23 protein-coding genes are annotated in these 25,862 nt (G+C 63.4%); 11 read left to right on the top strand and 12 right to left on the bottom strand.

The window, feature by feature from the left end; all coding sequences use genetic code 11:
• Position 1: 1 nt before the first annotated feature.
• From FHS75_RS03150 to FHS75_RS03125, 6 genes are read left to right on the top strand one after another with little or no spacing between them, the layout of a single operon-like run.
• On the top strand, positions 2 to 1,546 hold the full coding sequence (locus tag FHS75_RS03150) for an NADH-quinone oxidoreductase subunit M (protein ID WP_179406249.1): 1,545 nt from the start codon (positions 2 to 4) through the stop codon (positions 1,544 to 1,546).
• Positions 1,546 to 3,009 (top strand): NADH-quinone oxidoreductase subunit NuoN, encoded by a 1,464-nt coding sequence (gene nuoN / locus FHS75_RS03145; protein ID WP_179406248.1) that lies wholly within the window; start codon positions 1,546 to 1,548, stop codon positions 3,007 to 3,009. Before FHS75_RS03150 ends, nuoN begins: the two co-directional genes overlap by 1 nt.
• A gap of 17 nt (positions 3,010 to 3,026) precedes the next feature.
• Complete coding sequence (locus FHS75_RS03140; protein ID WP_179406247.1) at positions 3,027 to 3,755, top strand: biotin--[acetyl-CoA-carboxylase] ligase; 729 nt, start codon at positions 3,027 to 3,029, stop codon at positions 3,753 to 3,755.
• Between the two features lie 8 nt (positions 3,756 to 3,763).
• Positions 3,764 to 4,543 (top strand): type III pantothenate kinase, encoded by a 780-nt coding sequence (locus FHS75_RS03135; RefSeq protein ID WP_179406246.1) that lies wholly within the window; start codon positions 3,764 to 3,766, stop codon positions 4,541 to 4,543.
• Entirely contained in the window at positions 4,540 to 6,180 is a 1,641-nt protein-coding gene (locus FHS75_RS03130) for a ribonuclease J (protein ID WP_179406245.1), read from the top strand. The genes FHS75_RS03135 and FHS75_RS03130 overlap by 4 nt, the downstream gene beginning before the upstream one ends.
• The gene (locus FHS75_RS03125) at positions 6,177 to 6,467 is read left to right on the top strand and encodes a DUF1467 family protein (protein WP_179406244.1); all 291 of its coding nucleotides are present in this window, start codon (positions 6,177 to 6,179) and stop codon (positions 6,465 to 6,467) included. The genes FHS75_RS03130 and FHS75_RS03125 overlap by 4 nt, the downstream gene beginning before the upstream one ends.
• A 5-nt stretch (positions 6,468 to 6,472) precedes the next feature.
• Here FHS75_RS03125 and FHS75_RS03120 read toward each other — a convergent pair whose 3' ends face one another.
• Positions 6,473 to 9,358, bottom strand: a complete 2,886-nt coding sequence (locus FHS75_RS03120) for a coiled-coil domain-containing protein (RefSeq protein ID WP_179406243.1) — start codon at positions 9,356 to 9,358, stop codon at positions 6,473 to 6,475.
• A gap of 69 nt (positions 9,359 to 9,427) precedes the next feature.
• Here FHS75_RS03120 and FHS75_RS03115 point away from each other — a divergent pair, with 69 nt between their 5' ends.
• The 4 genes from FHS75_RS03115 (at position 9,428) to FHS75_RS03100 (ending at position 13,389) form a co-directional block, all read left to right on the top strand.
• The gene (locus FHS75_RS03115; RefSeq protein WP_179406242.1) at positions 9,428 to 9,724 is read left to right on the top strand and encodes an Hpt domain-containing protein; all 297 of its coding nucleotides are present in this window, start codon (positions 9,428 to 9,430) and stop codon (positions 9,722 to 9,724) included.
• A gap of 67 nt (positions 9,725 to 9,791) precedes the next feature.
• On the top strand, positions 9,792 to 11,000 hold the full coding sequence (locus FHS75_RS03110; RefSeq protein WP_179406241.1) for a hypothetical protein: 1,209 nt from the start codon (positions 9,792 to 9,794) through the stop codon (positions 10,998 to 11,000).
• Between the two features lie 23 nt (positions 11,001 to 11,023).
• Entirely contained in the window at positions 11,024 to 11,992 is a 969-nt protein-coding gene (locus FHS75_RS03105; protein WP_179406240.1) for a hypothetical protein, read from the top strand.
• Positions 11,993 to 11,994: 2 nt separating this feature from the next.
• The gene (locus FHS75_RS03100; protein ID WP_179406239.1) at positions 11,995 to 13,389 is read left to right on the top strand and encodes a sensor histidine kinase; all 1,395 of its coding nucleotides are present in this window, start codon (positions 11,995 to 11,997) and stop codon (positions 13,387 to 13,389) included.
• Between the two features lies 1 nt (position 13,390).
• Here FHS75_RS03100 and FHS75_RS03095 read toward each other — a convergent pair whose 3' ends face one another.
• The 3 genes from FHS75_RS03095 to gltX are packed head-to-tail and all read right to left on the bottom strand — an operon-like array spanning position 13,391 to position 16,341.
• Positions 13,391 to 13,588: a hypothetical protein gene (locus tag FHS75_RS03095; protein ID WP_179405674.1), complete on the bottom strand. Its 198-nt coding sequence runs from the start codon at positions 13,586 to 13,588 to the stop codon at positions 13,391 to 13,393.
• Between the two features lie 5 nt (positions 13,589 to 13,593).
• Positions 13,594 to 14,877 (bottom strand): citrate synthase, encoded by a 1,284-nt coding sequence (locus FHS75_RS03090; protein WP_179406238.1) that lies wholly within the window; start codon positions 14,875 to 14,877, stop codon positions 13,594 to 13,596.
• Positions 14,878 to 14,895: 18 nt separating this feature from the next.
• Complete coding sequence (gene gltX, locus FHS75_RS03085) at positions 14,896 to 16,341, bottom strand: glutamate--tRNA ligase (RefSeq protein ID WP_179406237.1); 1,446 nt, start codon at positions 16,339 to 16,341, stop codon at positions 14,896 to 14,898.
• A gap of 28 nt (positions 16,342 to 16,369) precedes the next feature.
• On the opposite strand from gltX, the gene FHS75_RS03080 reads away from it, so the two are divergent.
• Positions 16,370 to 18,565, top strand: coding sequence for a ComEC/Rec2 family competence protein (locus FHS75_RS03080; protein ID WP_179406236.1), 2,196 nt, complete (start codon positions 16,370 to 16,372; stop codon positions 18,563 to 18,565).
• Between the two features lie 86 nt (positions 18,566 to 18,651).
• Here the strand turns inward: FHS75_RS03080 and lexA are convergent, their stop codons facing one another.
• From lexA to trpE, 8 genes are all read right to left on the bottom strand, one after another.
• Entirely contained in the window at positions 18,652 to 19,344 is a 693-nt protein-coding gene (lexA, locus tag FHS75_RS03075) for a transcriptional repressor LexA (protein WP_179406235.1), read from the bottom strand.
• Positions 19,345 to 19,413: 69 nt separating this feature from the next.
• Positions 19,414 to 20,628 (bottom strand): molybdopterin molybdotransferase MoeA, encoded by a 1,215-nt coding sequence (locus FHS75_RS03070; protein WP_179406234.1) that lies wholly within the window; start codon positions 20,626 to 20,628, stop codon positions 19,414 to 19,416.
• Entirely contained in the window at positions 20,625 to 21,098 is a 474-nt protein-coding gene (gene moaC, locus FHS75_RS03065) for a cyclic pyranopterin monophosphate synthase MoaC (RefSeq protein ID WP_179406233.1), read from the bottom strand. Before moaC ends, FHS75_RS03070 begins: the two co-directional genes overlap by 4 nt.
• A complete protein-coding gene (trpC, locus tag FHS75_RS03060) occupies positions 21,091 to 21,879 on the bottom strand; it encodes an indole-3-glycerol phosphate synthase TrpC (RefSeq protein ID WP_179406232.1) in 789 nt (262 codons plus the stop codon). Before trpC ends, moaC begins: the two co-directional genes overlap by 8 nt.
• Positions 21,876 to 22,850, bottom strand: a complete 975-nt coding sequence (trpD, locus tag FHS75_RS03055; protein WP_179406231.1) for an anthranilate phosphoribosyltransferase — start codon at positions 22,848 to 22,850, stop codon at positions 21,876 to 21,878. Before trpD ends, trpC begins: the two co-directional genes overlap by 4 nt.
• Positions 22,847 to 23,431: an anthranilate synthase component II gene (locus FHS75_RS03050; protein WP_179406230.1), complete on the bottom strand. Its 585-nt coding sequence runs from the start codon at positions 23,429 to 23,431 to the stop codon at positions 22,847 to 22,849. The genes trpD and FHS75_RS03050 overlap by 4 nt, the downstream gene beginning before the upstream one ends.
• On the bottom strand, positions 23,428 to 24,006 hold the full coding sequence (locus FHS75_RS03045) for a phosphodiester glycosidase family protein (RefSeq protein WP_308420077.1): 579 nt from the start codon (positions 24,004 to 24,006) through the stop codon (positions 23,428 to 23,430). The genes FHS75_RS03050 and FHS75_RS03045 overlap by 4 nt, the downstream gene beginning before the upstream one ends.
• A gap of 332 nt (positions 24,007 to 24,338) precedes the next feature.
• A complete protein-coding gene (trpE, locus tag FHS75_RS03040) occupies positions 24,339 to 25,856 on the bottom strand; it encodes an anthranilate synthase component I (protein WP_179406228.1) in 1,518 nt (505 codons plus the stop codon).
• Positions 25,857 to 25,862 lie beyond the last annotated feature (6 nt).

Below are 25,862 nucleotides of genomic sequence, written 5' to 3'. Positions count from 1 at the left end.
GATGAACAGTTTTCCCATCCTCACCCTGATGCTGCTCGTGCCGCTCGCCGCGGCAGTTGCCTGTCTCTACCTCGATGCCCGGGCCGCACGGGTCACCGCGCTCGTCGCGACGCTCGTCGACCTGGCGCTTGGCATCGTGCTGTGGGCCAGCTTCGACATCGGCGGAGCGCAATGGCAGTTCACCGAGCGTTTCGAGCTGTTCGCGGGTTTTTCCTGGGCTCTGGGTATCGATGGCATCGCGCTGATGCTGATCATGCTCTCGGTCTTCCTGATGCCGGTGTGCATCGGGGCGAGCTGGTCGTCGGTCAAGTCGCGCGCCGGCGAGTACATGGCTGCGTTTCTGCTGATGGAGACGCTGATGATCGGCGTCTTCGCGGCGCAGGACCTGTTTCTGTTCTACATCTTCTTCGAGGCCGGCCTGATCCCGATGTACCTCATCATCGGCATCTGGGGTGGGGACAACCGCATTTACGCCAGCTACAAGTTCTTTCTCTACACGCTGCTCGGCTCGGTGCTGATGCTGATCGCCATGCTCTGGATGGTGAACGAGGCCGGCACGACCGACATCCCTACGTTGATGGCCTACGACTTCAGTCCCGAAGCGCAGACCTGGCTCTGGCTGGCATTCTTCGCAAGCTTTGCGGTCAAGATGCCGATGTGGCCGGTTCACACCTGGCTGCCCGACGCGCACGTTCAAGCGCCGACCGCGGGCTCGGTCATCCTGGCTGGCGTGCTTCTCAAGATGGGCGGCTACGGGTTCATCCGCTTTTCGCTGCCCATGTTCCCCGAAGCATCCGCGCAGTTCGCATGGCTTGTCTTCGTGCTTTCGATGGTGGCGGTGGTCTACACGTCGCTGGTCGCGCTCGTTCAGCACGACATGAAGAAGCTGAACGCCTATTCTTCGGTCGCGCACATGGCCATCGTCACGGTCGGCCTGTTCGCATTCAACGTGCAGGGCCTCGAAGGCTCGATGATCATGATGCTCAGCCACGGGCTGGTATCGGGCGCGCTGTTTCTTTGTGTTGGCGTGATCTATGACCGGCTGCACACCCGCGAGATCAGTCGGTACGGCGGCCTCTCAATCAACATGCCGCAGTATGCGATCTTCTTCCTGCTGTTCACCATGGCGTCGATCGGCCTGCCCGGAACGAGCGGCTTCATCGGCGAGTTCCTCAGCCTTGCGGGCATCTACCAGGTCTCGAGCCTCGTGGCGCTGGTCAGCGGTCTCGGCATCATTCTCGGCGCCGCTTACATGCTCTACCTCTACCGCCGCGTCGCTTATGGCGAACAGCGAAATGCCGATGCCGCCGCAATGCCCGATCTGAGCTGGCGCGAGTTTGCATTGCTGGCGCCTGTCGCCGCGGCGGTCCTGTGGATGGGAATCTATCCCGAAAGCTTTCTTGCGCCCATGCGGCAGGACATCGCAGCTCTCGAAGCGAGGATCGCGCGATCCGCACCCGAAGGCGACGCGCAGGTGACGCCCGGTAATCCGGAAATGGCCGCGTCAGCAGAAGGCGAAGCTGCTGGGCACGGGGGAGCTCACTGATGGACTTCAAAGACTCTCTGGGCCTCGTCGCCCCCGAATTGCTGCTGTCTGTTGCGGGTCTGATCTTGTTGCTCGTGGCGGCCTGGGTTGGCGACAAGGCGAGCAAGGCCATCAGCATCGCCGCAGTCGCGGTGCTTGTCGGCGCGTCCTTCCTCGTCGGGCCAGCGCTGGCGAACGGCGCGGTAGGGCCCGATACGGTTGCCTTCATGGGGCAGTTCCGCGCGGATGCGTTTGCCGCTTTCGCGAAGATTTTGATCTACCTCTCTGCAGGCGCCTGCCTGATGATCGCGCCGTCGTTCTTCGACCGGTACGGTGCGATGCGCGCCGAGTATCCGATCCTCGTGCTCTTTGCCGCGTTGGGAATGGGCATCATGGTTTCGGCCAGCGACCTCCTGACGCTTTACATCGGGCTCGAACTCAACTCGCTCGCAGCGTATGTTCTGGCATCTTTCCTCCGCACAGATGCCCGGTCGGCCGAAGCCGGCCTCAAGTATTTCGTGCTCGGCGCGCTGGCGAGCGGCATCCTCTTGTTCGGAATGAGCCTGACTTACGGCTTTACGGGGACGACCTCGTTCGAAGGCATCCGCGTTGCACTTGCAGGCGACATGTCCACAGGCGCGCTGTTCGGTGTCGTGTTTGTCCTGGCGGGCCTGGCCTTCAAGATCAGCGCCGTGCCCTTCCACATGTGGACGCCGGACGTCTACGAAGGTGCGCCCACGCCCGTCACGACCTTTTTCTCGACCGCTCCCAAGGTCGCCGCGCTGGCGCTCACCATGCGCGTCGCGCTCGACGCCTTCGGGCCGCAGGCAGATGCCTGGCAGCAGATCGTGATCTTCGCGGCCCTTGCTTCGATCGTCGTTGGTGCGCTCGGTGCGATCGGGCAGGCGAACATCAAGCGGCTTCTTGCCTATTCGTCGATCAACAACGTCGGCTTCATGCTGATCGGCCTTGCCGCGGCGACGCCGGAGGGCGCATCCGCAATGCTCGTCTACCTTGCGATATACGTGGCAATGTCGCTGGGCGGCTTCGTCGCGGTCCTCATGCTGAAGGGCGAGGATGGCGAACCGGTCGAGGCCATCGCCGACATCTCAGGCCTGTCCGCGACGCGGCCCGGCCTCGCGGCTGCGCTGGCGATCATCATGTTCAGCCTCGCCGGCATCCCGCCGCTGTTCGGCTTCTGGGGCAAGTTCGTGGTCTTCCAGGCGGCGGTCCAGGCAGACATGATCGCGCTGGCGGCTATCGGCATCGCGGCCTCGGTGATCGGCGCGTACTACTACCTAAAGGTCGTCAAGATCATGTACTTCGACGAGCCGGCTGGAGTCGTTACCGGGAAGAGCGACTGGGCGCATCAGGCGATTCTCGTTATCACGACGGTGTTCGTCTCGCCGCTTGGCTTCCTGCTCACGCCCTGGCTCGGCGCGCACGCCGATGCCGCGGCAACGGCCCTGTTTCTCGCCGTGTGACCGGCACTCGCGGGAACGTGGCGCGCGTACAATCCGTCGAAAGCACCGGATCAACGAATGCCGATCTGGCCCGACGTCTTCGTGCGGGTGAAACGCCCGGCGAAGGGGCCTGGCTCGTCGCGGACCGGCAGGCGGATGGGCGGGGACGGCTCGGCCGTCCGTGGTTTGACGGTGCCGGGAATTTCATGGGCTCGACGGTCGTGCATCTGCGCCGGACCGATCCGGAACCGGCCATGCTCGCCCTGGTCGCAGGTCTCGCCGTACGGGACGCGATTTGCCAGTCAATGTCGCTATCGACCGAGCCGGTGCTCAAGTGGCCGAACGACCTCCTAATCGGAATTGCCAAGCTCGGCGGAATACTGCTGGAGCGGAGTTCCGATTCCGTCGTCGTCGGAGTTGGCGTCAACCTCAAGGTAGCGCCCGTGATCGACGGGCGCGAAACGATTGCGCTCTCCGCGCTGGGTACAGCGCCGGAACGAGATGCTTTTGCGCAGGTTCTCTCTGCGACGTTCGATGCGGAGCTTGCCAGATGGCGCGATGCCGGAACCGCACAGGTCATACGCAGGTGGAGTGCGGCCGCTCACCCGCCGGGAACGAAACTGGTGGTGACCGGGGCCGACGGCAAGGGTCTGGAAGGGACATTCGTCGGACTCGACGATGCCGGTGCCATGCAACTGCGACTTGGAGATGGTAGGGTCGAGACGATACTGAGCGGCGAAGTCCTCCTCGCCGACACGAAAGGATAGGATTGGCGATGTTGCTAGCCATCGATGCCGGAAACACGAATGTCGTGTTCGCAGTGCTCGAAGGGTCGGAAATCCGTGCTCGCTGGCGCATTGCCACAGAGGCACGCCGAACGGCCGACGAATACGCGGTGTGGCTGCTTCGCCTGCTAGAGATAGAAGGTATCCCGCGCGAGGCGATCACCAACATCATCGTTTCGACCGTGGTTCCGCGCGCGCTGCACAACCTGCAGGTTCTCGCCAATCGCTATTTCGATGTCGATGCGATGGTCGCGGGGCAGGGCAACGTCGCCTACGCCATTGATATCGACGTAGACGAGCCGGGCTCTCTTGGCGCCGACCGCGCGGTCAACGCCGTCGCCGCTCACGCCAAGTATCCGGGCGATCTCATCGTGATCGACTTCGGCACTGCCACGACATTCGACGCGATCGATTTCAACGGAGCCTACAAGGGCGGTATCATCGCGCCAGGCATCAACCTCTCGCTCGATGCCCTTGTCGGTCACACCGCGATGTTGCCGCGCATCGCCATCGAGGTTCCGAAGAGCAACAGCATCGTCGGTCGCAACACCGAGGACCAGATGCTGATCGGCGTCTTCTGGGGCTACGTTGCAATGATCGAAGGCCTCGTTTCAAGAATGCGGAGCGAAATCGGAAGGCCGGCGAAAGTGGTCGCAACGGGTGGTCTCGCGATCCTGTTCGACGAAGCGACCGACCTTTTCGACGCGGTCGATGCCGACCTCACGATCGAAGGGCTTGGCATCCTGGCGAGCCGGGCGGGCGCAACGTGAAGCCCGGCAAGGAACTCATATTCTGCGCGCTCGGCGGATCGGGCGAGATCGGCATGAACGTCAACCTCTACGGCTGCGACGGCAAGTGGCTGATGGTCGATCTGGGGATGACCTTCGGCGGCACGGAATATCCGGGTATCGACCTTGTCTTTGCCGACCCCGAGTTCATCGAGGAGCGCCGCGAGGACCTGCTCGGCATCGTCCTCACCCACGCGCACGAAGACCACATCGGCGCCGTGCCCTATTTTGCGGAAGAGCTTGGCGCGCCGCTCTACGCCACACCTTTCACCGCGCGTCTCGTTCGCGCCAAGCTCGAGGAGGCGGGTATCGCCGACCGGGTCGAACTCATCGTGGTCGACGACCTCGAAGACTTCGCCATCGGTCCGTTCGGTATCCGGTACGTCCCGCTCGCTCACTCGATTGCCGAGGGAAATGCGCTTCTCATTGAAACGCCCTACGGGCGTGTGTTCCACACCGGCGACTGGAAGATCGACGAGGAACCTCAGATCGGCACTCCGACCACAAAGGCCGAACTCTCGCGAATCGGCGACGAGGGCGTCCTCGCACTGGTGTGCGATTCGACCAATGCCTTCAATCCGGAGTCGTCCGGTTCGGAAGGCGAAGTGCTGCGCGGATTGCTGGACGAGGTCGCGCTCCACAAGGGATGCCGCGTTCTCGTCACCACCTTCGCCTCGAACGTTGCGCGGCTGCAGACGCTCGGCGCGGTCGCAAGATCGACGGGCCGCAGCCTCTGCGTGGCCGGGCGCTCGCTCGACCGCATTATCGAGACCGGCAAGGCAAGCGGTTACCTACGCGATCTTCCCGACATCGTAGACTTCGACACCGCGATGAGCCTGCCGCGCGGAGAAGTCCTCATTCTTGCGACCGGAGGGCAGGGCGAGCCCCGCGCGGCCCTGTCTCGAATTACCGAGGGAAACCACCCGATCGCCCTGGAAGCGGGAGACGTCGTTCTCTTTTCTAGCAGGCAGATTCCCGGGAACGAGATCCCGATAGGCCGTATCCAGAACCGGCTGGCCGAGCGCGGGATCGAGATCGTCACCGACCGGCAAAGCATGATCCATGTCTCCGGGCATCCCGGCAGGCCCGAACTGCAGGCGCTGTATCAGTGGCTCCGTCCCGATATCCTGGTTCCGGTCCACGGCGAGATGCGACACATGCGCGAGCAGGCGAGGATCGGTCGCCAGTCGGGTATTCCCAAGGCCGTGATCCAGCAGAACGGTGACCTGGTCAGGCTTGCGCCGGGAAAGCCCGGCAAGTTCGGGGAGGTTCGCGCCGGCCGTCTCGTCCTCGACGGCGATATCATCGCCCCTGCCGATGGCGAGGCCGTCGTGATGCGCAGGAGGTTGGCCTACAACGGCGTGGTGATGGTTGGCATCGGCCGGGGAGAGGTCGTCGAGATCGCTGCGATGGGCTTGCCGCTTGACGAGGACTTCCAAGAGTTCGCCGAAGAAGCGCGAAACGATGTGGCTCACGCGCTCGGCAAGTTGAAGGGCAAGGATGCACGCGATGCCGCGGCGCGCATCGAAGCGGCGCGACTGGCGGCCCGCCGGGCGGCTCAACGCTGGTCGGGGAAGAAGCCCCAGGTACAGGTCATGTTGCTGGACGGCACCGCGTGAACTGGACCTCTATCATCGCGATCTACAGTCTGTTCTGGGTGCTCAGCGCCTTCCTCGTCCTGCCGTTCGGCATTCGCACTGCTGACGAAGACGGTGCTGAAAAGGTGCGGGGACAGGCCGACAGCGCGCCGACGAACTTCCGTCCGCGACGGATCGCCATACGCGCGACGATCCTCGCGGCGGTTCTGTTCGGGCTCTATTACGCGAACTACGTCAATGGTTGGCTGATGCCCGAGGACGTCAACTTGTTCGGTCAGCCGCCGGGTTACGAGGACCCCGCCGACTAACCGGATCAATTCCGCAATCTCTCGATCGCCTGCGCAAGTGCGACGTAGAGCTTTCCCATGTCCGACGAAAGCAAGGTGACGCCCAGCGCGTGGCCGTCCCTCGTCGACAGGACCTGACGCAATATAGCTTCGAAGTCGTGAATGTAGCGGCTGACATGCTCGCGGAATTCATCGTCGCGCTCGTAAATCTGCACGATGGCCTTCGTTTCGCTCGGCTCGAGGAGGGCAACGGCACGCCGGGTGAAAATGCCGCGATCCCCTCTCAGGTAAGCCGACCAGGCCATATCGGAGACGTCGGTGGACAGGGCTTTGGCAATGTCGATGGCATTCGAATTGAGCGATTCGGTGATGAGTGCAACGCGCCGTGTGAAATCGTTGTCGACCTGCTCCTCCGCGCGCTCCCGCGCATGCGCCACCCGGCGCTCGAGGTTGCCGACGAGTTCATCCACTTTGGCGAGCTGGTCGCGAAGCTGGATCGCCGCTTCGCGACTGACACCGGACGCATGGGAGGCAGCCTGTTCGAGTTGCCCCGTCGCTTCCGCCGCCTTGGTCCGGACAACCCTCTCCAGCGCTTCGCCGCTTTCCTCCCCGAGCCGGGCTGCGAGTTCGGAAATCCTTGCAGGTCCTTCTTCGCCGATGGCGGAGACAGCATCGCGGGCCGAGCTGGCAAGCCGCTCGATCGCTTGGGCCAGTTCGCCGTCCGCCCGTTCGGCGAGACGCACATAGATCGCTTCGATTTCCGAGACGCGCTCGCGCAGCGCTGCGAGGCGCGCCTGTTGCTCATCATCCTGCGAGCCGAGCAGGGCCTGCATTCTGTCCAGCTCGCCTGCAATCTTACCGAGATTGTTATCCGCAGTGCCGAGTGCACTCGACAGGGCATCGCCGCCAGCTTGCGCCGCCTGCACCGTCTCGCGTATCCTGGTGACGCGGTCCTCCATCGACGCGAGCGTGTCCTCGCTCTCGGACAGGACGGCCGGGATACGAGTGTTTGCGTGTTCCGCGCTCGCCTCGATCAGTTCCAGAAGCCGGACACTGGCCTCGTTCAGGCCGCCGACCTGAGCTTCGGTACCGTTCAGTGCATCGCGCGCGGCAGCAAGGTTCTGCGACAATGTGTCGACGCTTGCCGCCATTCGCGTCTCGATATGACCGCCCTGCGTAGCGATTTCGGCCATTCGCGCTTCGTATGCTTCGAGCTGAGCCGCCATTGCCTCGGCATGGGCCGTAAGGGCCGTGACATGCCGCTCCTGGGCAGTGCGACGTTCGGCCAACTCTTCATCGATGGCCGCAAGCTTGGCCTCGAGGCGCAAGGCGGCTTCGGCATCGTCGGTCTCGAGCCTTTCGAACCGGGTGCCGAGTTCGTCGCCAAAGCGCTGGCTTCGGGCCGCGACGCCCTCGTCGAAAATGCGCAGGCGATCGTCGAGACGCGACAGCATCTCCCGGCCGGCCGCTTCCGCTTCAGAACGGCGCGTTTCGATATCTCCGACAAAGCTGAGGCTTGCTTCGGCCAGCCTGTCGCGCAGGCCCTCGATCCGTTCGGCAATGGCATCCACGCTTTGGCCGTGCCCTTCCTCGATCTCGACGCGGATTTCCTCGATCTGGTCACGGAAAAACCGGTTTCGTTCCTCGATCCGGGCTCCGGCGCGTTCGGACTGATCGATGAGTGCCGCGAACCTCTCCTTCGCATCTTCTATCGCGGCCGCGCTTCTCGCTTCGATCAGGCCCGCGGCCGAAGCGGCGCTTTCCTCGATGATCGCGATGGCATCGCGCCAGTTTTGAGCGGCTCGTTCCTCGCTTTCGCGGATCGAGCGGGCGATCGTGCCGCCCTCGTCGCGCAGGGTTGAAAGGCGGGCTCGGAGCGACTTCAGGCTCTCGCCTTCCTGATCGTCGAGCATGGCGCGTGTGGCATCGAGTTCTTCGGCCAGCGCAGTCGCACGTTCCCGGATTGCCGCAAGCGCTTCGGCCTCGTGCGCGTCGAGGCTGTTCCGAAAGTCTAGCCCGCGTTCTGCCAGCGATGCGAAGCGGGAGTCGGCCATATCGCCAATCTGGTCGCATTGCCTTGTGAACTCGCCGACCACATCTCCGAAAACGGTGCGCAGCTTTTCGACCTGCCGCTCGCTGGCCTCGCCGAACTCGTTGAGCCGGCGAAAGCCTTCGAGCATTTCCTCGAGCTGGCCGTGCGCCGTCCGACCGGCATTTCCGATATTGTTCGTTACGTCCTTCGCCGAGTTGGCGATGACAGGCAACTGGCCTCGCAACTTCTCCATGTTGTCGAGTGCGGCCTCGCTGACCGTGCCGATGGTTTCCACGCGGTCGCCATTGTCGCGGATGAGGCTTTGCAACCGGTCCGCGTTCGTGGACAGGCGTTCGACCGCCACACGGCCCAGCATCTCCAGGTCGCGCGATTGGGACGCGATGAATTCCCGGGCGAGGCTCAGTTCGCGGTTCACCGCGACGAGCCGCTCTTCGAGGCGCATCGATTCGTCGGAAAGCACTCGTGCGGCGTCGCCGAAGCGCGTTGCCTCCCGACGACTGTTACGCATCGCAATAAGCCAGACGACCCCGATCAACAGAACCGGAACCGCCCACTCGGAAATCACGGAAGCCCAGTCCCCCGGTACCATCGAAGCAATATCGGCGGAGCGAGCCCAGAAATAGAAAGCGGTCCATGCGAGAGCCAGCCCGACAGCGATCGACGGGAATAGCCAGTCAGGCCGCCCGACCTCCTCTGCGCTCTCTCCATCGTCATCGAAGCTGACGTAACTCTCCTGCAATGCATCGTCAGGGTCGGGTTGGCTTTCCGCCTCCGCAACCTCTTCAGTGAGCAGGAATTCGTCGCGCCCGGCTTCTTCGCCACCCGCACCGAAAGCGATGATCCGTGATCCCCCAACCATTTGCCAACAATACCATGACCGCAAACGCAATAAACCCCGATTTAACCAGTTGCCGCGTAAGCGGGTCACATGGCCTACGAATCCGGCGACCTCGATGCGACCCTGGCGGCGGCAGCCGGCGACGATGCCGTGCTCGTCGCCGAATTGCGCGCGGCGTTTCTCGAAAGCGCCGGCAGGCAAGTCGACCTGCTCGAGAGGTCGCGATGCGATGGCAACTGGCAGGTCGCAGCCATGCGGCTCAAGGGGCTGGCCAGCAGCTTTCATGCCGAGCCGCTCATCACTCTTGCCGACGAGGCGGTCGAGGCTGCTCCGGGCGAACCGACTGTCCTGCGCAAACTGAACGAGTATCTGGCCCGCTTCTCCTGAGACAGGCTCGCTTGGCGAGCGCGGCGATTGAACCTATCATGGCGCTCCGATTGCAAGAGGAGCCCGCTTGCGCATCGCGCTTTTGACCATGATCGAGCCTGCCGGTGCAGGTGACGGCGAACGGCGCGCCTTCCTGCGCATCGGTGGCCAGACGATCGCGCGGCATCAGGTAGCGCTTGCCCTGAAACTGGAATGCCAGCGCATCATCTGCGTGGGCGCCGGGATCGGTGGCAGGACCACCGAGCTTCAGAAGATGGCGGAAGGATCCGGAGCGCGCTTGGAGGTCGTCGCGAATGTTCAGGAAGCAGCGGCGGGCATTTCCGACAACGACGAGATGATCGCGCTCGCAGACGGCCTGTTTGTCGGACCGGGCGTTCCCACTTCGCTCCGGGAACAAGGCTTCGCGGTGTATGTCCTGCACGCCGATGCCGCGAGCAAAGGTTTCGAACGTCTCGATCTGGAGGCCGCAGCGGCAGGGATCGTGCACGTTCCGGGCAGGCTTGCCACGCGATTGCGAGAGCTACCGGCCGACTACGATGCCGTCTCCGGTCTGACCCGGATCGCGTTGCAGAGCGGTATCGCCAGGCGGAAGCTCGCTGTGGAGGACCAGATCGGCACAATCTGGAAGCTGGTGAGTTCGGAAACCGAAGCGCAAGCTCTCGAACCCGAATGGCTGCGCCTCCAGCTTGGCAATTCAAGTGGCGGCGAACCTAGTCGCTGGTTGGCGCGCAATGCGGTGATGGCCTTCGGCCCTTCGCTGCTGCATGCTGGCTCGGGAAGCAGGATATCGCTCGCTGCATTCGTGGCGGCGCTGTTGATCGGTGCGTTCTCTATCTGGTTCGGGCTGGTCTGGCTTGCCCTGATCGTCGCCGCTTTTGCATGGATTCTCCATCATGCGGCATTCATGCTCGTCGGTGCGGAGGAAGCAACGCATCCGGGACGCAACTGGACCCCGATCGCCAGCCTGATGGCCGGTTGCCTCGTGGACCTCGAAATACTCTTCATCGTCATCACCGCATCGGGAATGACCGAGTGGCCGGGGCTGTTCGGACCGGCCTTCCCGCCAATCGCACTCCTGCTCCTGATGCGGATCGTACCCAAGATCATCGGTCATGGCGGACGAGGCTGGATGGAGGACAGGGCAGTGCTGTGCCTTGTCCTCGTTGCAGCGCACGCATTCGGCATCGTTTTGCCGTGCGTTGAAATCCTCTCCGTACTGTTTCTGATCGCCGCGCTGGCATCAATCGGGGCAAGGCCGCGGCTAACGACAGCTTAACCATGGCGCGTTATGGCGATGGCATGATCGACGCAGTTGTCACCAGAAACGATGCGGATTCGCTCGAGGCCGTGATCCGGCACGACCTCGCACGGGGCGACGCGATGGCCGGCACGGTGGTGCCGATCCTGCGTCACCTGCTGGCCAACGACGACAGTTCTCTTTTCGGCGACGAGATCATCGCGCGCGTACGCGGGATGACGACCGACGTGGCAAGCCAGTTGCTCGACAACCTCAAGTCCGAGGGCGAAGGGGTGGAACGGTTCGAGCACGATCCCGCAGAACTCGCGTCGCTCGGTGATACGATTATCGCGAATTCGGCGTTCCTGACGCACGTCCACGGTCTTGCGCTCGAATGGCAGCTCACCGAGCGGTTGCAGGCACGGATCGGACTCGATCCCGTCCTGCCTCCGCTCTTGCAAGCCCTAATCGCGGCCCGCGACGAAAGTATCGCCACGATCGCGATGAACTTCCTGACGGCGCAGGCCCGTTTCTGTCAGGCGCAGCGGCGAATGCGGTTGCCGTTGTCCGAGTTGCCAGGCGATCTGCTTCATGCAGCAATCGTGGCGATGCGCACCATCGCCGAGGCATCCTCCGATAGCGAGGCCAAAGCGCGAGCGGCCGAGCAACGCATACGTGGCAGTTTCGATGAAAGCCGGACCCGCCTCGGTCTCGTATCGCGGCTCGTATCCGGCATGGGAGGCGGAGCGATCGCGGCGCTTTCGGCAAGCCACGCAGGGGTCGCGACCTTCCTGACCGCACTTGCCATGGGCGCTGGCCAGGACCGCGATGCAGTAGCTCTGTCGACCAACGAATCCCAGTGTATCCGGCTCGCACTTTCGCTCCGCTGCGCCGGCGTGAAGCCTGCGGCGATCGAAGAGCAGTTCGTACTGCTTCATCCCGAGGCCACGCTTCCCGAAGGCTTCGGCTCGCTCGGTCCCGACCGGGCGGCGGCGATCCTGTCTTTCGGCAACTACTACCCGGGAGAGTAGGAATGGCCTCCGACGGGTCAGGGTCGGCCCGAGCCCGAAGCGATGCCGACGACCGGCTCATCAGCGCCGACAAGCCGATTGCCGTCTTGCAGGCGCGCTGCGGTGGAGAAGTCGGTGGCACCATCGCGGTCCCGGCGCTGCTCGAGACGGTGCGCAAGGCACGGCGGTACGGCCTGAAACTCGCGCGGACGATCACCGCCAACGACGGCGAAAAGGCGATATCGGCATGGGCCGAGGTCGAACCACGGGGCGGCGAGGAAGAAGGCTGCGAGATCGTCCTACACAACTGGCAGGCGGTCGCGCTGCCGCGCGAGGACGAACGCGAGACCTATCGACGGCGCATCCAGGTAGACCGCGACCTGGCGGACCTATCGGCAAGGCTCGATCCCGATCAGCTTGTTCTGGCCGTCGAGAGCCAGAGCCCGGACCTCCAGCCCCTCACCGAAGCGATGCTGGCAGGATCGGGCAGGCCATGGACCGACTTCGTGACGATCCAAGGCAGTACGCACCGACAGCCACTGCATTGGCGGCTCCTCGACGGGGCGGACTGTTCCGTTGCGGGTTCGACCCGACCGTGGCGCGCGACGCTGGTGCCTATCGAGGCGCATGACGGAGCGCTTTCCGGCTTTGAGCTTCTGCTGAACTCTCCCGAACCCGCACCCGAGCATCCGAAACGTCGTGCGGGCGATCTCGCCGTGCAAGAGCCTGAACGCCCGAACGGAATGCGACTGATCGGTAGCGACCTGGCGCCGGTGCTGCGTCAGCCCATCGCAAGGATCGTCGCTAATGCGGAGACGATCAGGACACGACTGGCCGGTCCGCTGGACGATGCATACGCCGAGTACGCGGCGGACATTGCCGCGGCCGGGCAGCACCTCCTTGGACTTCTGGAGGACTTCTCGGATCTCGAGATCATCGAGTCCGCCGATTTCCGGACGGCACCCGACCGGATCGATCTCGCGGAAGTAGCTCGCCAGGCCGCCGGGATCCTCGGAGTACGGGCGAAGGAGCGCGAAATTGCGCTCATCGCACCGGGTCTGGAGGACAGTGTTCCGGCCATCGCCGAATTCCGGCGCGTGCTTCAGGTTCTGCTGAATGTCGTGAGTAACGCCATAAGGTATGGCCCGCCCGAATCCGCTGTCAGGATCAGTCTGGAAAATCGTGGCGAGCGCGTTGCCGCCATTGTCGCCGACGAGGGCAGGGGGCTCGACGAAGAAGAACGCGAGAGGGTCTTCGAGAAATTCGAGCGGCTCGGTCGTAGCGGGGACGGCGGTTCCGGCCTCGGTCTCTACATCTCGCGTCGCCTGGCCCGAGCAATGGGCGGCGATCTAAAGGTGGAGAGCGAGGCCGGCGAGGGGGCGCGTTTCGTGCTGACCTTGCCTGCCGACCCCGACTGACTTAGCGCCGTCGACCGGCCCAGATCAGCACAAGCCCGACACCGGCGAGCACCGCGCCATTTATCGCCCAGCGACGGTCTGCCAGCATGAAGCTGGATTCGGGCCACATCACCAGACCCAGACCCTGTCCGATCCACAACAACCCCATTCCCAGCGCGAGAGCGCCGGCAACGAGGAGGACGCCGCGAAGCGCCTTCACTGTGTTCAGCGCTTCTCGATCGGCACGTAATCGCGCTGCGTCGGACCCGTGTAGAGCTGGCGCGGACGTCCGATCTTCTGGCCGGGATCGGAAATCATCTCGTTCCACTGCGCCACCCAGCCCACGGTCCGGGCGAGTGCGAAGAGCGCCGTGAACATGGTGGTCGGGAAACCAATGGCCGAAAGAATGACGCCGGAATAGAAGTCGACGTTCGGGAAAAGCTTCTTCTCGATGAAATACTCGTCGTTGAGAGCGAGTTCCTCGAGGCGCAGGGCGACCTCGAAAACGGGATCGGAGACCTTCAGCGCATCGAACACCTCGCGCACGGTCTTCTGCATGACCGTCGCGCGCGGATCGTAGTTTTTGTAGACGCGATGCCCGAAGCCCATCAGGCGGAACGGATCGTTCTTGTTCTTGGCGCGCTCAAGATAATGCGGGATCTTGTCCGGCGTACCGATTTCGCGAAGCATGTTGAGGGCGGCCTCGTTCGCACCGCCATGCGCGGGCCCCCAGAGGCAGGCAATGCCCGCCGCGATGCACGCGAAGGGATTGGCGCCGGACGAACCTGCAAGCCTTACGGTCGAGGTCGAAGCGTTCTGTTCGTGGTCGGCGTGCAGGATGAAAATCCGGTCCATCGCACGTTCGACGGCGGGGTGCAGGTCGTACTCCTCGGCCGGTACGCCGAAGGTCATCCGCATGAAATTCCCGGTGTAGCTGAGCGAATTGTCCGGGTAGAGGAAAGGCTGGCCGATCGCGTACTTGTAAGCCATCGCCGCGATCGTCGGCATCTTGGCAAGCAGCCGGTGCGAGCTGATCTTACGATGCTCGGGATCCGAAATGTCGGTGCTGTCGTGATAGAAGGCCGAAAGCGCCCCCACAACGCCGCACATGATCGCCATCGGGTGGGCATCGCGCCGGAAGCCCTGGTAGAAGTTGCGCAGCTGGTCGTGCAGCATCGTATGGCGGCTGATCGTCCAGGTGAACTCCTCGTACTCCTTCCGGGTCGGCAGTTCGCCGTTGAGGAGCAGGTAGCTGACTTCCATGAAACTGGAATTTTCGGCGAGCTGCCCGATCGGATAGCCACGGTGAAGGAGAACGCCCTCGTCGCCGTCGATATAGGTCAGCGCGCTTTCGCAGCTCGCCGTCGAAGTGAAGCCGGGATCGAACGTGAACATCCCGGTTTGCCCGTAAAGCTTGCGGATATCGACCACGTCTGGGCCGACGCTCCCCTTGAGGACAGGGTAGCCGTAATCGTTGCCTCCGACTGAGAGCTTCGCTTCATCACCCACGTGTTCTATCTCCTAAACCTACGACCCTGCCGGAGCCTTAGCCTGCGCCTTTATCCGCGCCAGACTTTCGTCTCGGCCAAGCAGGACCAATACATCGAAAATTCCCGGCGAGGTTGTCTGCCCCGTCAGGGCTGCGCGCAAGGGTTGCGCCAGCTTGCCGAGGCCCAATTCGAGCTCGCCGGCCATTTGCTTCAGACTGACTTCCAGCATCTCGGTTGTCCAGTCCGTTTCCGCCGCCAGACGGTCATGGATTTCGCCAAGCCGGTCGCGCGCCTCGTCGGTCAGCAACTTCTCCGCCTTCTCGTCGATTTCGAGCGGGCGCTGGGCAAAAAGGAAAGCCGCGCCCGCAGCAAGATCGTTCAAATCCTTCGCGCGCACCTTGAGATGCGGCATCGCGGCCTCGAGCATGGCGAGATCGGGAGATCCCGCGATGCGCGCCGCGACGAGGCTCGCCAGACGGGCGTCGTCCCCCTCGCGCAGGTAATGGCCATTGAGGTTCTGCAACCTGGCGAGATCGAAGCGCGAAGGAGACTTGCCGACATGCGCCATGTCGAACCAGGCGACGGCCTGCTCGCGCGCGATGATCTCGTCGTCTCCATGCCCCCAACCGAGCCGGAGAAGATAGTTGAACAACGCTTCGGGAAGGATGCCGAGTTCGTCGCGGTATGTATCGACGCCAAGCGCGCCGTGCCTCTTCGACAGCTTCGCACCGTCGGCGCCATGGATGAGCGGTACATGTCCATACTCGGGCATCCGCCAACCCTCCTCGACATCCTGCATCGCGCGGATGATCGAAATCTGCCGGAAAGCGTTATTGAGATGGTCGTCGCCGCGAATGACATGGGTGATACCCATGTCCTGATCGTCGACGACCACCGCCAGCATGTACGTGGGGCTGCCGTCCGAGCGCAAGATCACGAAGTCGTCGAGTTCCGCATTCTGAACGCGAACCTCGCCCTGGACCATGTCATGGATCACGGTTTCGCCTTCGCGAGGCGACTTGAGCCGCACCACCGCGGGCGCGTCGGCAGGCGCGCTGGCGGGATCGGCATCGCGCCATTCGCTGTCTATCCGGAAAGTCCGGCGCTCTTCCTGGGCCTTCCTGCGCCGCTCGGCGAGTTCTTCGGCCGACAGATAGCATCGATAGGCATGGCCGGATTCAAGCAGCTTCCGCGCGATTTCGGCGTGACGGTCGGACCGGGAAAACTGGAAGACCGGGGCCTCGTCACCCTCGAGGCCGAGCCAGGAAAGACCATCGAAGATCGCCGCGATGGCCTCGTCGGTGGAGCGGGCGCGGTCGGTATCCTCGATGCGCAGCAGGTACTTCCCGCCGTGCCTGCGGGCGAAGAGCCAGTTGAACAGGGCGGTGCGCGCGCCACCGATATGCAGGAAGCCGGTAGGAGAGGGCGCAAAGCGAGTGACGACGGGGCCGGGGGCTGTTTCCGCTCCGCTGCCGCTTGCCATTCCCGCTTCCTTCCTTTCCTATGGAAGCATGGCCAGCGACGCCAAGCTTCCCGATTCCCTGCCAGACTACCCCGAAGCCGGTGAATCCGGCCTCGACGCTGCATTGCAACAGGGGCATTGGCGCACGTGGCGCGGCTTGTCGAGGGGGTTGGACCGAATAGAGCGATTTCTCGCCGCCTCGGGCTTCGATCGCGCGCCTTGGCTGGCGGTGGCGTTCGGTTCCGGGGTGTCCGCCTGGTTCTTCCTCGACAACAAGTGGCAATGGCTGGGGCTGCTTTGCTGTTGCATTGCGCTTGTCGCGGGAACTCTCGCGTCGATGCGGTCCGACGGCAGGTATCCTTACCTGCGGCAATCCCTGATCTGGCTGCCGATGCTCGTCGCGGCCGGAAGCATAGTCGTCTGGAGCAAGTCGGCGCTTGTCGGCGCCACGCCGATCGACCGTCCCGTGGTGGCACAGTTCGATGCCGTGATCCTCGAGCGGGAAGCACGACCTGCCGAACAGCGGGTCAGGCTGGTTCTTGCAGCACGCAACATCGGGGGCGAAGCGACCGCGAAGGTTCGCGTGAACCTCCCGCAAGAAGATGACCGGCCCGAACTGGCGGCCGGAGCCGTGATCAGCCTGAAGGCACGGTTGATGCCGCCTGCGCCGCCTATGCTGCCCGGAGGCTACAACTTCGCGCGCACTGCATGGTTCGAAGGGCTGGCAGCCACCGGCAGCGTGATCGGCCCGGTGACGATCAACGCTCCCTCGACAAGCGGCGGCTGGCTTGCCGGGATACAGGCAAGGCTTTCGGAGCATGTCAGGGAGCGACTGCCGGGTTCGAGCGGCGCGATCGCGGCTGCGCTTGCAAGCGGCGACAGGGGAGGCATCGCCGAGGACGACGCGCAGGCGATGCGCGACGCCGGCCTTGCACACCTGCTCTCCATCAGCGGTCTCCATGTCAGTGCAGTCATCGCAGCGGCGTATTTCCTTGCACTGAAGCTGCTTGCACTGTGGCCGGCGCTCGCCCTGCGCGTGCGCTTGCCGCTGGTGGCTGCGGGGGCCGGCGCGCTGGCGGGGATCGCCTATACCCTGCTCACCGGGGCGCAGGTGCCAACGGTGCGAAGCTGCCTGGGCGCGCTTCTCGTCCTCGTCGCGATCGCTATAGGGCGCGAGGCGCTATCGCTGCGTATCCTTGCCGTCGCGGCGTTCTTCGTCTTGCTAGCCTGGCCCGAATCTATTGTCGGCCCGAGTTTCCAGATGAGTTTCGCGGCAGTCATGACCATAATTGCACTGGGAAGCAGCGAGGCTTCCCGGCGTCTGCTCGCTCCACGCGAAGAAGGCATGCTTTCGCGGGGCATACGCTATGTCGTGGCCCTCTTCGCGACAGGCCTGGCGATCGAGATCGCGCTGATGCCGATCGGCCTCTATCATTTCCACAGGGCCGGAGCTTACGGCGCGTTCGCGAACGTCATCGCCATTCCCCTGACGACCATCGTATCCATGCCGCTGATCGCCATCGCGCTTTTTCTCGATGCGGCCGGTCTCGGTGCCCCGGCATGGTGGGCCGCCGGCAAGTCGATCGATTTCATGCTGCAAATGGCACACTGGGTCTCGTCGCGTCCCGGAGCGGTCACAGTGCTGCCTGCCATGGGGCGCGGCAGTTTTGCGCTGTTCGTTGCAGGAGGGCTGTGGCTCGCACTGTGGACCAGCAGGATGCGCCTCCTTGGACTGGTGCCGGCAGCTGCGGGAGCCTTGTCGCTGGTTCTACTTCAACCGCCCGATATTCTCGTTTCGGGTGACGGGCGCCATGTTGCCCTGCCGCAGGGTGATGGACGCGTCATAGTGCTGCGCGAAACGCAAAGCGATTACGTAAGAGACAACCTCACAGAGCTTTCGGGGAGCAACGGTAACCTCGTTCCGTTGCGAGAATGGGATCGAGCGCGCTGCAACCGTGACTTCTGTTTTGCCGAGATCGTACGGGACGGCACGTCATGGACACTGCTTCTCTCGCTGGGCAGGGACCGGGTGGCCGAGCGTGCTCTGGCCGCCGCTTGCGACCGAAGCGATATCGTAATCGCGGATCGCTGGTTGCCGCGTAGCTGCAGGCCGCGCTGGCTGAAAGCGGATCGCCGCATGCTCTCACGCACGGGAGGTATCGCAATCGACCTTTCAACGCGAAGCGTGGACAGCGTCGCGGCAAGGGAAGGTCACCATGGCTGGTGGCGCGGACGAGACGACTGAACTCGCCGATCATCGATTCATGATCCTGCCATGGCTCCGGGGGACGGAGGTCTGGCGCTAGTAGTGAAAAACCCGGCTCTACGCGATCAATGATACCGGCGAAGAATTCCCGCCAGACGACCCTGAACGACGACGTCTCCGGGACTGTAAACCTGAGGCTCGTAAGCTGCGTTCGCCGGGTCGAGGCGAACGCGCCCGTCCTCCCGCCGCAAGTACTTGAGTGTCGCCTCCTCGCCACGGACAAGAGCTACCACGATCTCCCCGTCACGCGCGGTATCCGTGCGTCGGACAAGAGCGTAATCCCCATCGAGAATTCCCGCCTCGATCATGGAATCACCCGATACCTCGAGCGCATAGTGCTCGCCCGATCCCAGCAGCGCCGAGGGCACCGAAAGCGTGGACTGCCCTTCGAGCGCCTCGATCGGAACACCGGCGGCAATGCGTCCGTGCAGCGGAATTTCGAGGACGTCGTTCGCCGGTTCGGGAACGGCCTTGGCAGCCAGAACCGGACGGTCGGGCCGATTACTGTTCGCCGGTTGGCCTGTCTGCGGTGTTCGCAGGACATCTTCCGGCTGTCTCAGAACCTCGAGCGCGCGAGCACGGTTCGGCAAGCGCCGGATGAACCCGCGCTCCTCAAGCGCCGATATGAGCCTGTGGACGCCCGATTTCGACTTGAGATCCAGCGCCTCCTTCATTTCCTCGAACGAAGGCGAAATCCCGGTTTCCTCAAGTTTCGTCTGGATGAATCTCAGAAGTTCGTGCTGCTTTCGCGTAAGCATCCCTGCCGACCTCCCTCTTCGGGTCGATGTGAACGAATGCGGAACAAGTAAGCAACGATTCGGAACACGTCAAGCATTTCCAGCACTTGCGAAAGGGTATATCGAAACAGTCGCTCCGGCCTCTGCTTCGTGAGAGCCGGCCGGCCGATCAATGAGAACGTTGCTTTCGGCAAGGGCGGCCAGCGCGCCGCTGTCCTGGACCTGCTGCACCCGGACTTGCGTCCCGTCCCACCGTCCCCTGAGGAATTCGCGGCGTTTGCCCGTTGCCGGGACAGGTGTCGCAAGCTGCGCCTTCACTGCGACGGGGAGAGGGCGTTCGGCACCGCTCGCCGCCCGGATCAGCGGCAGCAGGAAAAGATGCGCGGTGACAAATGCGGAAACCGGGTTCCCCGGCAATCCGAGAACGAACTGCTCCCGGTTTCCGGATTGCCGCCTCGCCACGAGGATCGGCTTTCCCGGCTTGATCGCCACTCTCCAGAAATCGAGCGTCGCCCCCCAATTCTCCAACGCGGGCCGGATCAGATCGTGATCACCAACGGACGCGCCACCGGTTGTCACCACGATGTCTGCTTCCTGCGCCTCAGCAAGAACATGGCTCAGTGCGGTCATGTCGTCCGGAACCGGTCCGAGGCGTGTGACCCGACATGGCAATCCGGCTATCATCGCCGCGAGCATGATGCCGTTGCTTGCCGGGATCTGATGCGAAGGGCACTCCAAACCGGTGGCAAGCTCGTCTCCGCTGTCGATCACGGCGACGCGAACCACGCGATGGACCGGAATGTGGCGATGGCCCGATGTCACCGCCAAGGCGATCTGCGCGGGACCGAGGAGTACGCCGCGCTTCAGCACGGTGTCGCCGGAGCGAAAATCCATCCCGTTCCGGCGGATGTGTTTACCGGGTGGCGACGGAAGCGCTCCAGCCAGGCTGATGAAATCGTCGCTGCGTGCGACATCCTCCTGCAGGATCACGCAGCCCGTGCCATCGGGCACGAGTGCGCCGGTGGCGATCCTGATCGCTTCGCCCTTGCGCACCCGCGATGAATATGGATGTCCTGCGGCGCTTTCGCCGACGAGTCTCCATGGGCCGTGAAGGTCGTAGGACGAGACCGCATAGCCGTCCATCGCCGACAGGTCCGCGGCCGGTTGCGTACGGCGCGCCAGCAGTGGTTCGGCAAGGTATCGACCCATCGCACCCTCGGGGTCGACGTTTTCAATCGAGACAGGGGCTGCGGCAGCCAGCAGGCGCGCCTGCGCTTCCTCGAGCGGTATCGGCCCTGCGGTCAACGGGAAGACCGCCAGGTCCCGGATTTGCCCCCGAACTTTTGGAGTAGCCGGACTTCTTCGACGACCATGCCCTTGTCTAGCGCCTTGGCCATGTCATAGATTGTGAGGAGTGCGACGCACGTCCCTGTCATTGCTTCCATTTCCACGCCGGTCTTGCCGGTAAGGGTGGCCGTGCAGCGGGCTTCGACAAAGCTTTCCCCAAAGGTGAAATCGATTTCAACAGCCTCGATCGCGAGCGGGTGGCAGAGGGGTATGAGTTCAGCGGTCTTTTTTGCCGCCATGATACCGGCCAGTCTTGCGGTCCCGAGTACGTCACCTTTCGGTGCGTTACCTTCGCGAATTGCGGTCATCGCTTGCGGGGACATGCGAATGCGCCCCCCGGCAATCGCGCTACGCCGCATTTCAGGCTTGTTTCCGACATCGACCATGTGGGCGTTGCCTTCATCATCCAGATGAGTGAGTTCAGCCATAAAGGAGTTTTCTGGTTGCGGACTCCACGTCGGACTGGCGCATCAGGCTCTCACCCACGAGGAAGCAACTGATGCCCGCAGGTTCGAGGCGACGCAGATCGTCATGAGCGACAATTCCGCTCTCGCTGACAATCAGCGCATCGTTTGGAGCCAGGGCGGCAAGTCTCTCGGAAACCGCGAGATCGGTCACGAAGCGTTTCAAGTCGCGATTGTTGATGCCGATGAGCCGCGACTTCAGGCGGCTCGCACGGTCCATCTCTGCTTCATCGTGCACCTCGACCAGCACGTCCATTCCGCGCTCCAGCGCTGCGCTCTCGATTTCGATCATGGCGACATCATCGAGGGCGGCGACGATTATCAGGATGGCATCCGCCCCGATGCTGCGCGCCTCGGCCACTTGCCAGGGATCGACCATGAAATCCTTGCGCAAAACGGGAAGTGAGCAGGCTTCGCGAGCCTCGACGAGGAAATCCTCGTGACCCTGGAAGTAAGGAGCGTCGGTGAGAACAGAAAGACAAGCGGCCCCGCCGGCTGCGTAGCTTGCGGCGTGCCTGGCGGGGTGGAAGTCCTCCCGGATCAATCCTTTCGAGGGAGACGCCTTCTTTATTTCCGCGATGAGGCCGAAACCGTGTGCAGCCTTGCGTACCAGCGCAGCTTTGAAGCCGCGAGGCGCGCTCTGCCGTGCAGCGTCCCGATCGAGGGCGTCGAGCCCGCGGGAGGCCTTGCGCTGAGCGACTTCGCGGCGCTTGGTTGCGCAAATCTCGGCAAGTTTGTCGCTCATCGCGCCATTTCGATCCATTTTCCGAGCAGTTCGGCTGCCAGCCCCCGGTCGATGGCTACTGCCGCTGCGTCGACCCCATCTCGCCAGTCGGATGCTTCCCCCGCCACGAGAAGGGCTCCCGCTGCATTTATCAATACGGCATCGCGATATGCTCCGGTCTCACCGGAGAGCAGTCGCCGAAGGGCCGCCGCATTGAATGCGGCATCGCCCCCGCGCAATGCCTCGATCGGGTGACTGCCGACCCCGGCCATATCCGGATCGACGGAACTGCCGACTCCGGACAAGCCAATCGAGGCGAGCCTGGTCGGCCCCGCGACCGAAATCTCGTCCAGTCCCTCTTCGCCTGAAACGACAAGACCGGATTCGCTGCCGAGCATTGCCATCGCGTCCCTGTAGGTCTCGACAAGTTGTGGGCTGGCAACGCCAACCAGTTGCCGCCTCACCCCGGCAGGGTTTGCGAGGGGTCCGGTCAAGTTGAAGATCGTTCGGCGTCCCAACGCCTTGCGGATCGGTGCCACCCGGGCCAGCGCCGGGTGATAGGACTGCGCGAAAAAGAAGCATATGCCGAGTTCCCCCAGCGTCCGCTCGGCATGCAGGGCTGCGGCGGTAAGGTCGAGCCCGAGGGCCTCGAGAGTGTCGGCAGCGCCGGCTTTACTGGATGCGGCCCGGTTGCCGTGCTTGGCGACAGCCACGCCCGACGCCGCGACAACGATAGCGACCGCGGTCGAGACGTTGAGGCTATGCTGGCCGTCGCCGCCCGTTCCGCAAACATCGATCGCGCTGGCCGGAGCTTCGACACGCTTCATGCGCTTCCGCATCGCAAGCACAGCGCCGGCAATATCCTCTGCGGTTTCTCCCCGGTCGGCCATGCCGACGAGCGCCTCGGATATCTCCTCTTCCGAAAGCTCTCCGTCCAGCATCCCGGCGACGAGTTGCTCCGCCTGCGCAACCTTGTCTGCTTGTCCGGTCATGCCGGAATGCGGGCATCGGTCCCGCAAAGGCGAAGGAAATTCGCGAGCAAGTCGTGTCCGTATTCGGTGGCGATGCTCTCGGGATGGAACTGCACGCCGTGAATGGGAAGCTCCCGGTGCCGGAAGCCCATGACGTGGGTATCATCCGATGTTGCGTTGACCAGCAAATCCCGGGGCGTGCCCCGCACGACCAGCGAGTGGTAGCGCGTCGCCGTGAAAGGGGAGGGCAGACCCCCGAAGACCCCTGTGCCGTCATGCGTGACGGGAGATGTCTTGCCGTGCATCAGACCACCGCGCACCACTTCACCGCCAAAATGCTGGCCGATCGCCTGGTGGCCCAGGCACACGCCGAGAAGCGGTCTCTTTTCCCGCGCACATGCGGCCACGAGTTCCAGGCTAACGCCAGCTTCGTTAGGTGTGCATGGCCCCGGCGAAATGAGGAACCCGTCGGCTTTCGTGCCAAGCGCCTGCGACGCCGAGATAGCGTCGTTGCGAACGACTTCGACATCGGCGCCAAGCTCCATCAGGTAATGGACCAGGTTCCAGGTGAAACTGTCATAATTGTCGATGACCAGGATCATTCGGGCGCGGCCTTCTTCTCGGCAACCGGCTTCGCGCGATTTTCGACGACGATCAAGGGACCGAGTGGCGGGCTGGCATCCATCCGCGCGCCGAGCGGCTCCCAGAGAGCGGACACGTTGCCGTCGAGATAGAGCGCATTGTCCGTTTCCAACTCGTCGCGAAAAAAGCGAGCAAGCTTGCCGAATGAAAGCGGCGCTTCGCTGATAACGAAGTGGGCGCGGCCCTCGGCATCGGTTCCTACCCCGTTGCGGATGTAGCGCGAGATGCCATCGCGTGAGAGCTTGGGGTGAAGTTCTCCATCGATCACAAGCATGGGCCCTGACTGGGTGGCGAAATCCGGGGCGTAGCCGTCGGAGGCGGTGTCCTTCTCGCGGTCTTCCTGCTCTTCGACGAAATTCTCGAACGCGTCCGCGCTCACCACATGCCAATCGCCATCCTTGCCGAAGAACACGCCGTTCGGAAGGAGGTGGAAGTTTCCAATGCCTTCGTTCGTGTTGAGTGTTTTCAGAACCTTACCGCTCTCGGCATAATATCCGATGGGCAGCCCGGCATCGTCGAACATCCCGGCATTCATCGCAAAGACCAGTTCCTCGGCCGGCGGGTTCTCGCCGCGCGAGACGGCGTATTTTCCGAGCCCGCGGTATGGATCGCCGCCGCCTCTGGGGCGCAGCACCGTCCGGATCACATGTCTTCGGGGATTGGCGATGCAGTGGGTCAGCAGGACATCCTCGAAAGAGTCCTTGTGGCAGGCCCGCCCTTCCTCCGAAGCCACATGTGCATTCGCCGCCTCCGACGAGGCCTGCTCCGTCGGGAGTTCTGAAGGTCGAGGCGCGGCCTCGTCCGCTCCCGGTCCCTCGCTGCCGCATGCCGTTATGGCAAAGGCGAGGAGCGTGGCGACGAATTGTTTCACTGACCGAATCCCGGCTCGCTCGCAACCCGGACCGCTTCGCGAGCGGCCGCAAAGAGCGCTCCCGCTTTCGCTTCGCACTCGCGCTGCTCGTAGGCGGGATCCGAATCGGCCACGATTCCGGCGCCAGCCTGGACATGCATGACGCCGTCCTTGAGCACGGCGGTGCGCAGGACAATGCAGCTGTCGAGGTCCCCATCCGGGCCGAAGTAACCCACTCCCCCTGCATAGGCGCCGCGCGTTTCGGGTTCGAGTTCGGCGATTATCTCGCAAGCGCGAACCTTGGGTGCTCCGCTGACGGTTCCTGCGGGAAACCCTGCAAGAACGGCGTCGATGGCATCGTGGTGGGCGGAATCGAGGCGCCCCTCGACATTCGATACGATGTGCATGACGTGACTGTACCGTTCGATCGTGTAGCTGTCAGTCACCGTGACCGAGCCGCGCTCCGCCACCCGGCCTACATCGTTCCGCCCGAGATCCAGCAGCATCAGATGCTCCGCGCGTTCCTTGGCGTCGGCCAGCAGGCTGGCCTCGTTCGCCTTGTCCTCCTGTGAGGATGCACCACGCGGGCGCGTCCCGGCAATCGGGCGAATCGTGACCTTGCCCGAACGAACGCGCACCAGGATTTCAGGACTGGACCCGATGATCGAGAAGCCCGGCATATCGAGGAAATAGAGGAAGGGCGAGGGGTTCACTCTTCGCAGAGCCCGGTACAACGAGAGCGGGGGCAACTCGAAAGGACATGTGAAACGCTGCGCCAGCACTACCTGGAATATGTCGCCCGCCTCGATGTATTCCTTCGCGGCCAGCACGTTCCTTGCGTATGTGCCGGACGAGAGGACGGGCTGCGGCACCGGTTCGGGCAAATCGGCGGGGGCTGTCGGTTGTTCCAGAGGACGAGCGATCCTGCGCAGCGTTTCATCGATCCTTTCGGCCGCATGCTCGATCGCCCGGGCCGGAGCGACATCCGAAGGCCACAGCGGCGCGATGCAGAAAAGTTCCTCGCCGAGCCGGTCAAAGACCAGGATCAAACCGGGTCTTACGAAAAGCATGTCCGGCAATCCAAGCGGACTCTCGGGAGCTCTCGGCAGCTTTTCGACGAGGCCGATGGTCTCGTAACCGAAATAGCCGACAAGGCACGAGAGCGCCTTCGGCAAGGCCTCGGGAACATCGACCCGGCATTCGGCGACAAGCCGCCTCAGTTCGCCCAGGCTGCCTCCCGCGAGTGCCTCGAACCTGTCGCTCCCGGCTCTCCACTGGCGGTTGATCTCGCAGTCGTTCCCGCTTGCCCTAAACACGAGGTCGGGATCGAGACCGATGATGCTGTAGCGTCCCCTGACTTCTCCGCCTTCGACGGACTCGAGAAGGAAGTCTCCGCGTCCCGGTTGGAACAGGTTGGCGGCAGCGCCTACGGGCGTGATGGTGTCGGCGACGAGTTTGCGCCACACGAATGCGGGTTCGCCCCGTGCGAGAGTGGCTATAGCCTCGTCACGGTTTTCTGGCTGACCTCCCGCCATACAGCC

It is taken from the genome of Novosphingobium marinum, from assembly GCF_013408095.1.
GTDB classification, from domain to species: Bacteria; Pseudomonadota; Alphaproteobacteria; order Sphingomonadales; family Sphingomonadaceae; genus Novosphingobium; species Novosphingobium marinum.
The sequence above is the reverse complement of the archived record's forward strand: the minus strand, read 5'-3'. Positions and strand labels throughout refer to the sequence as shown.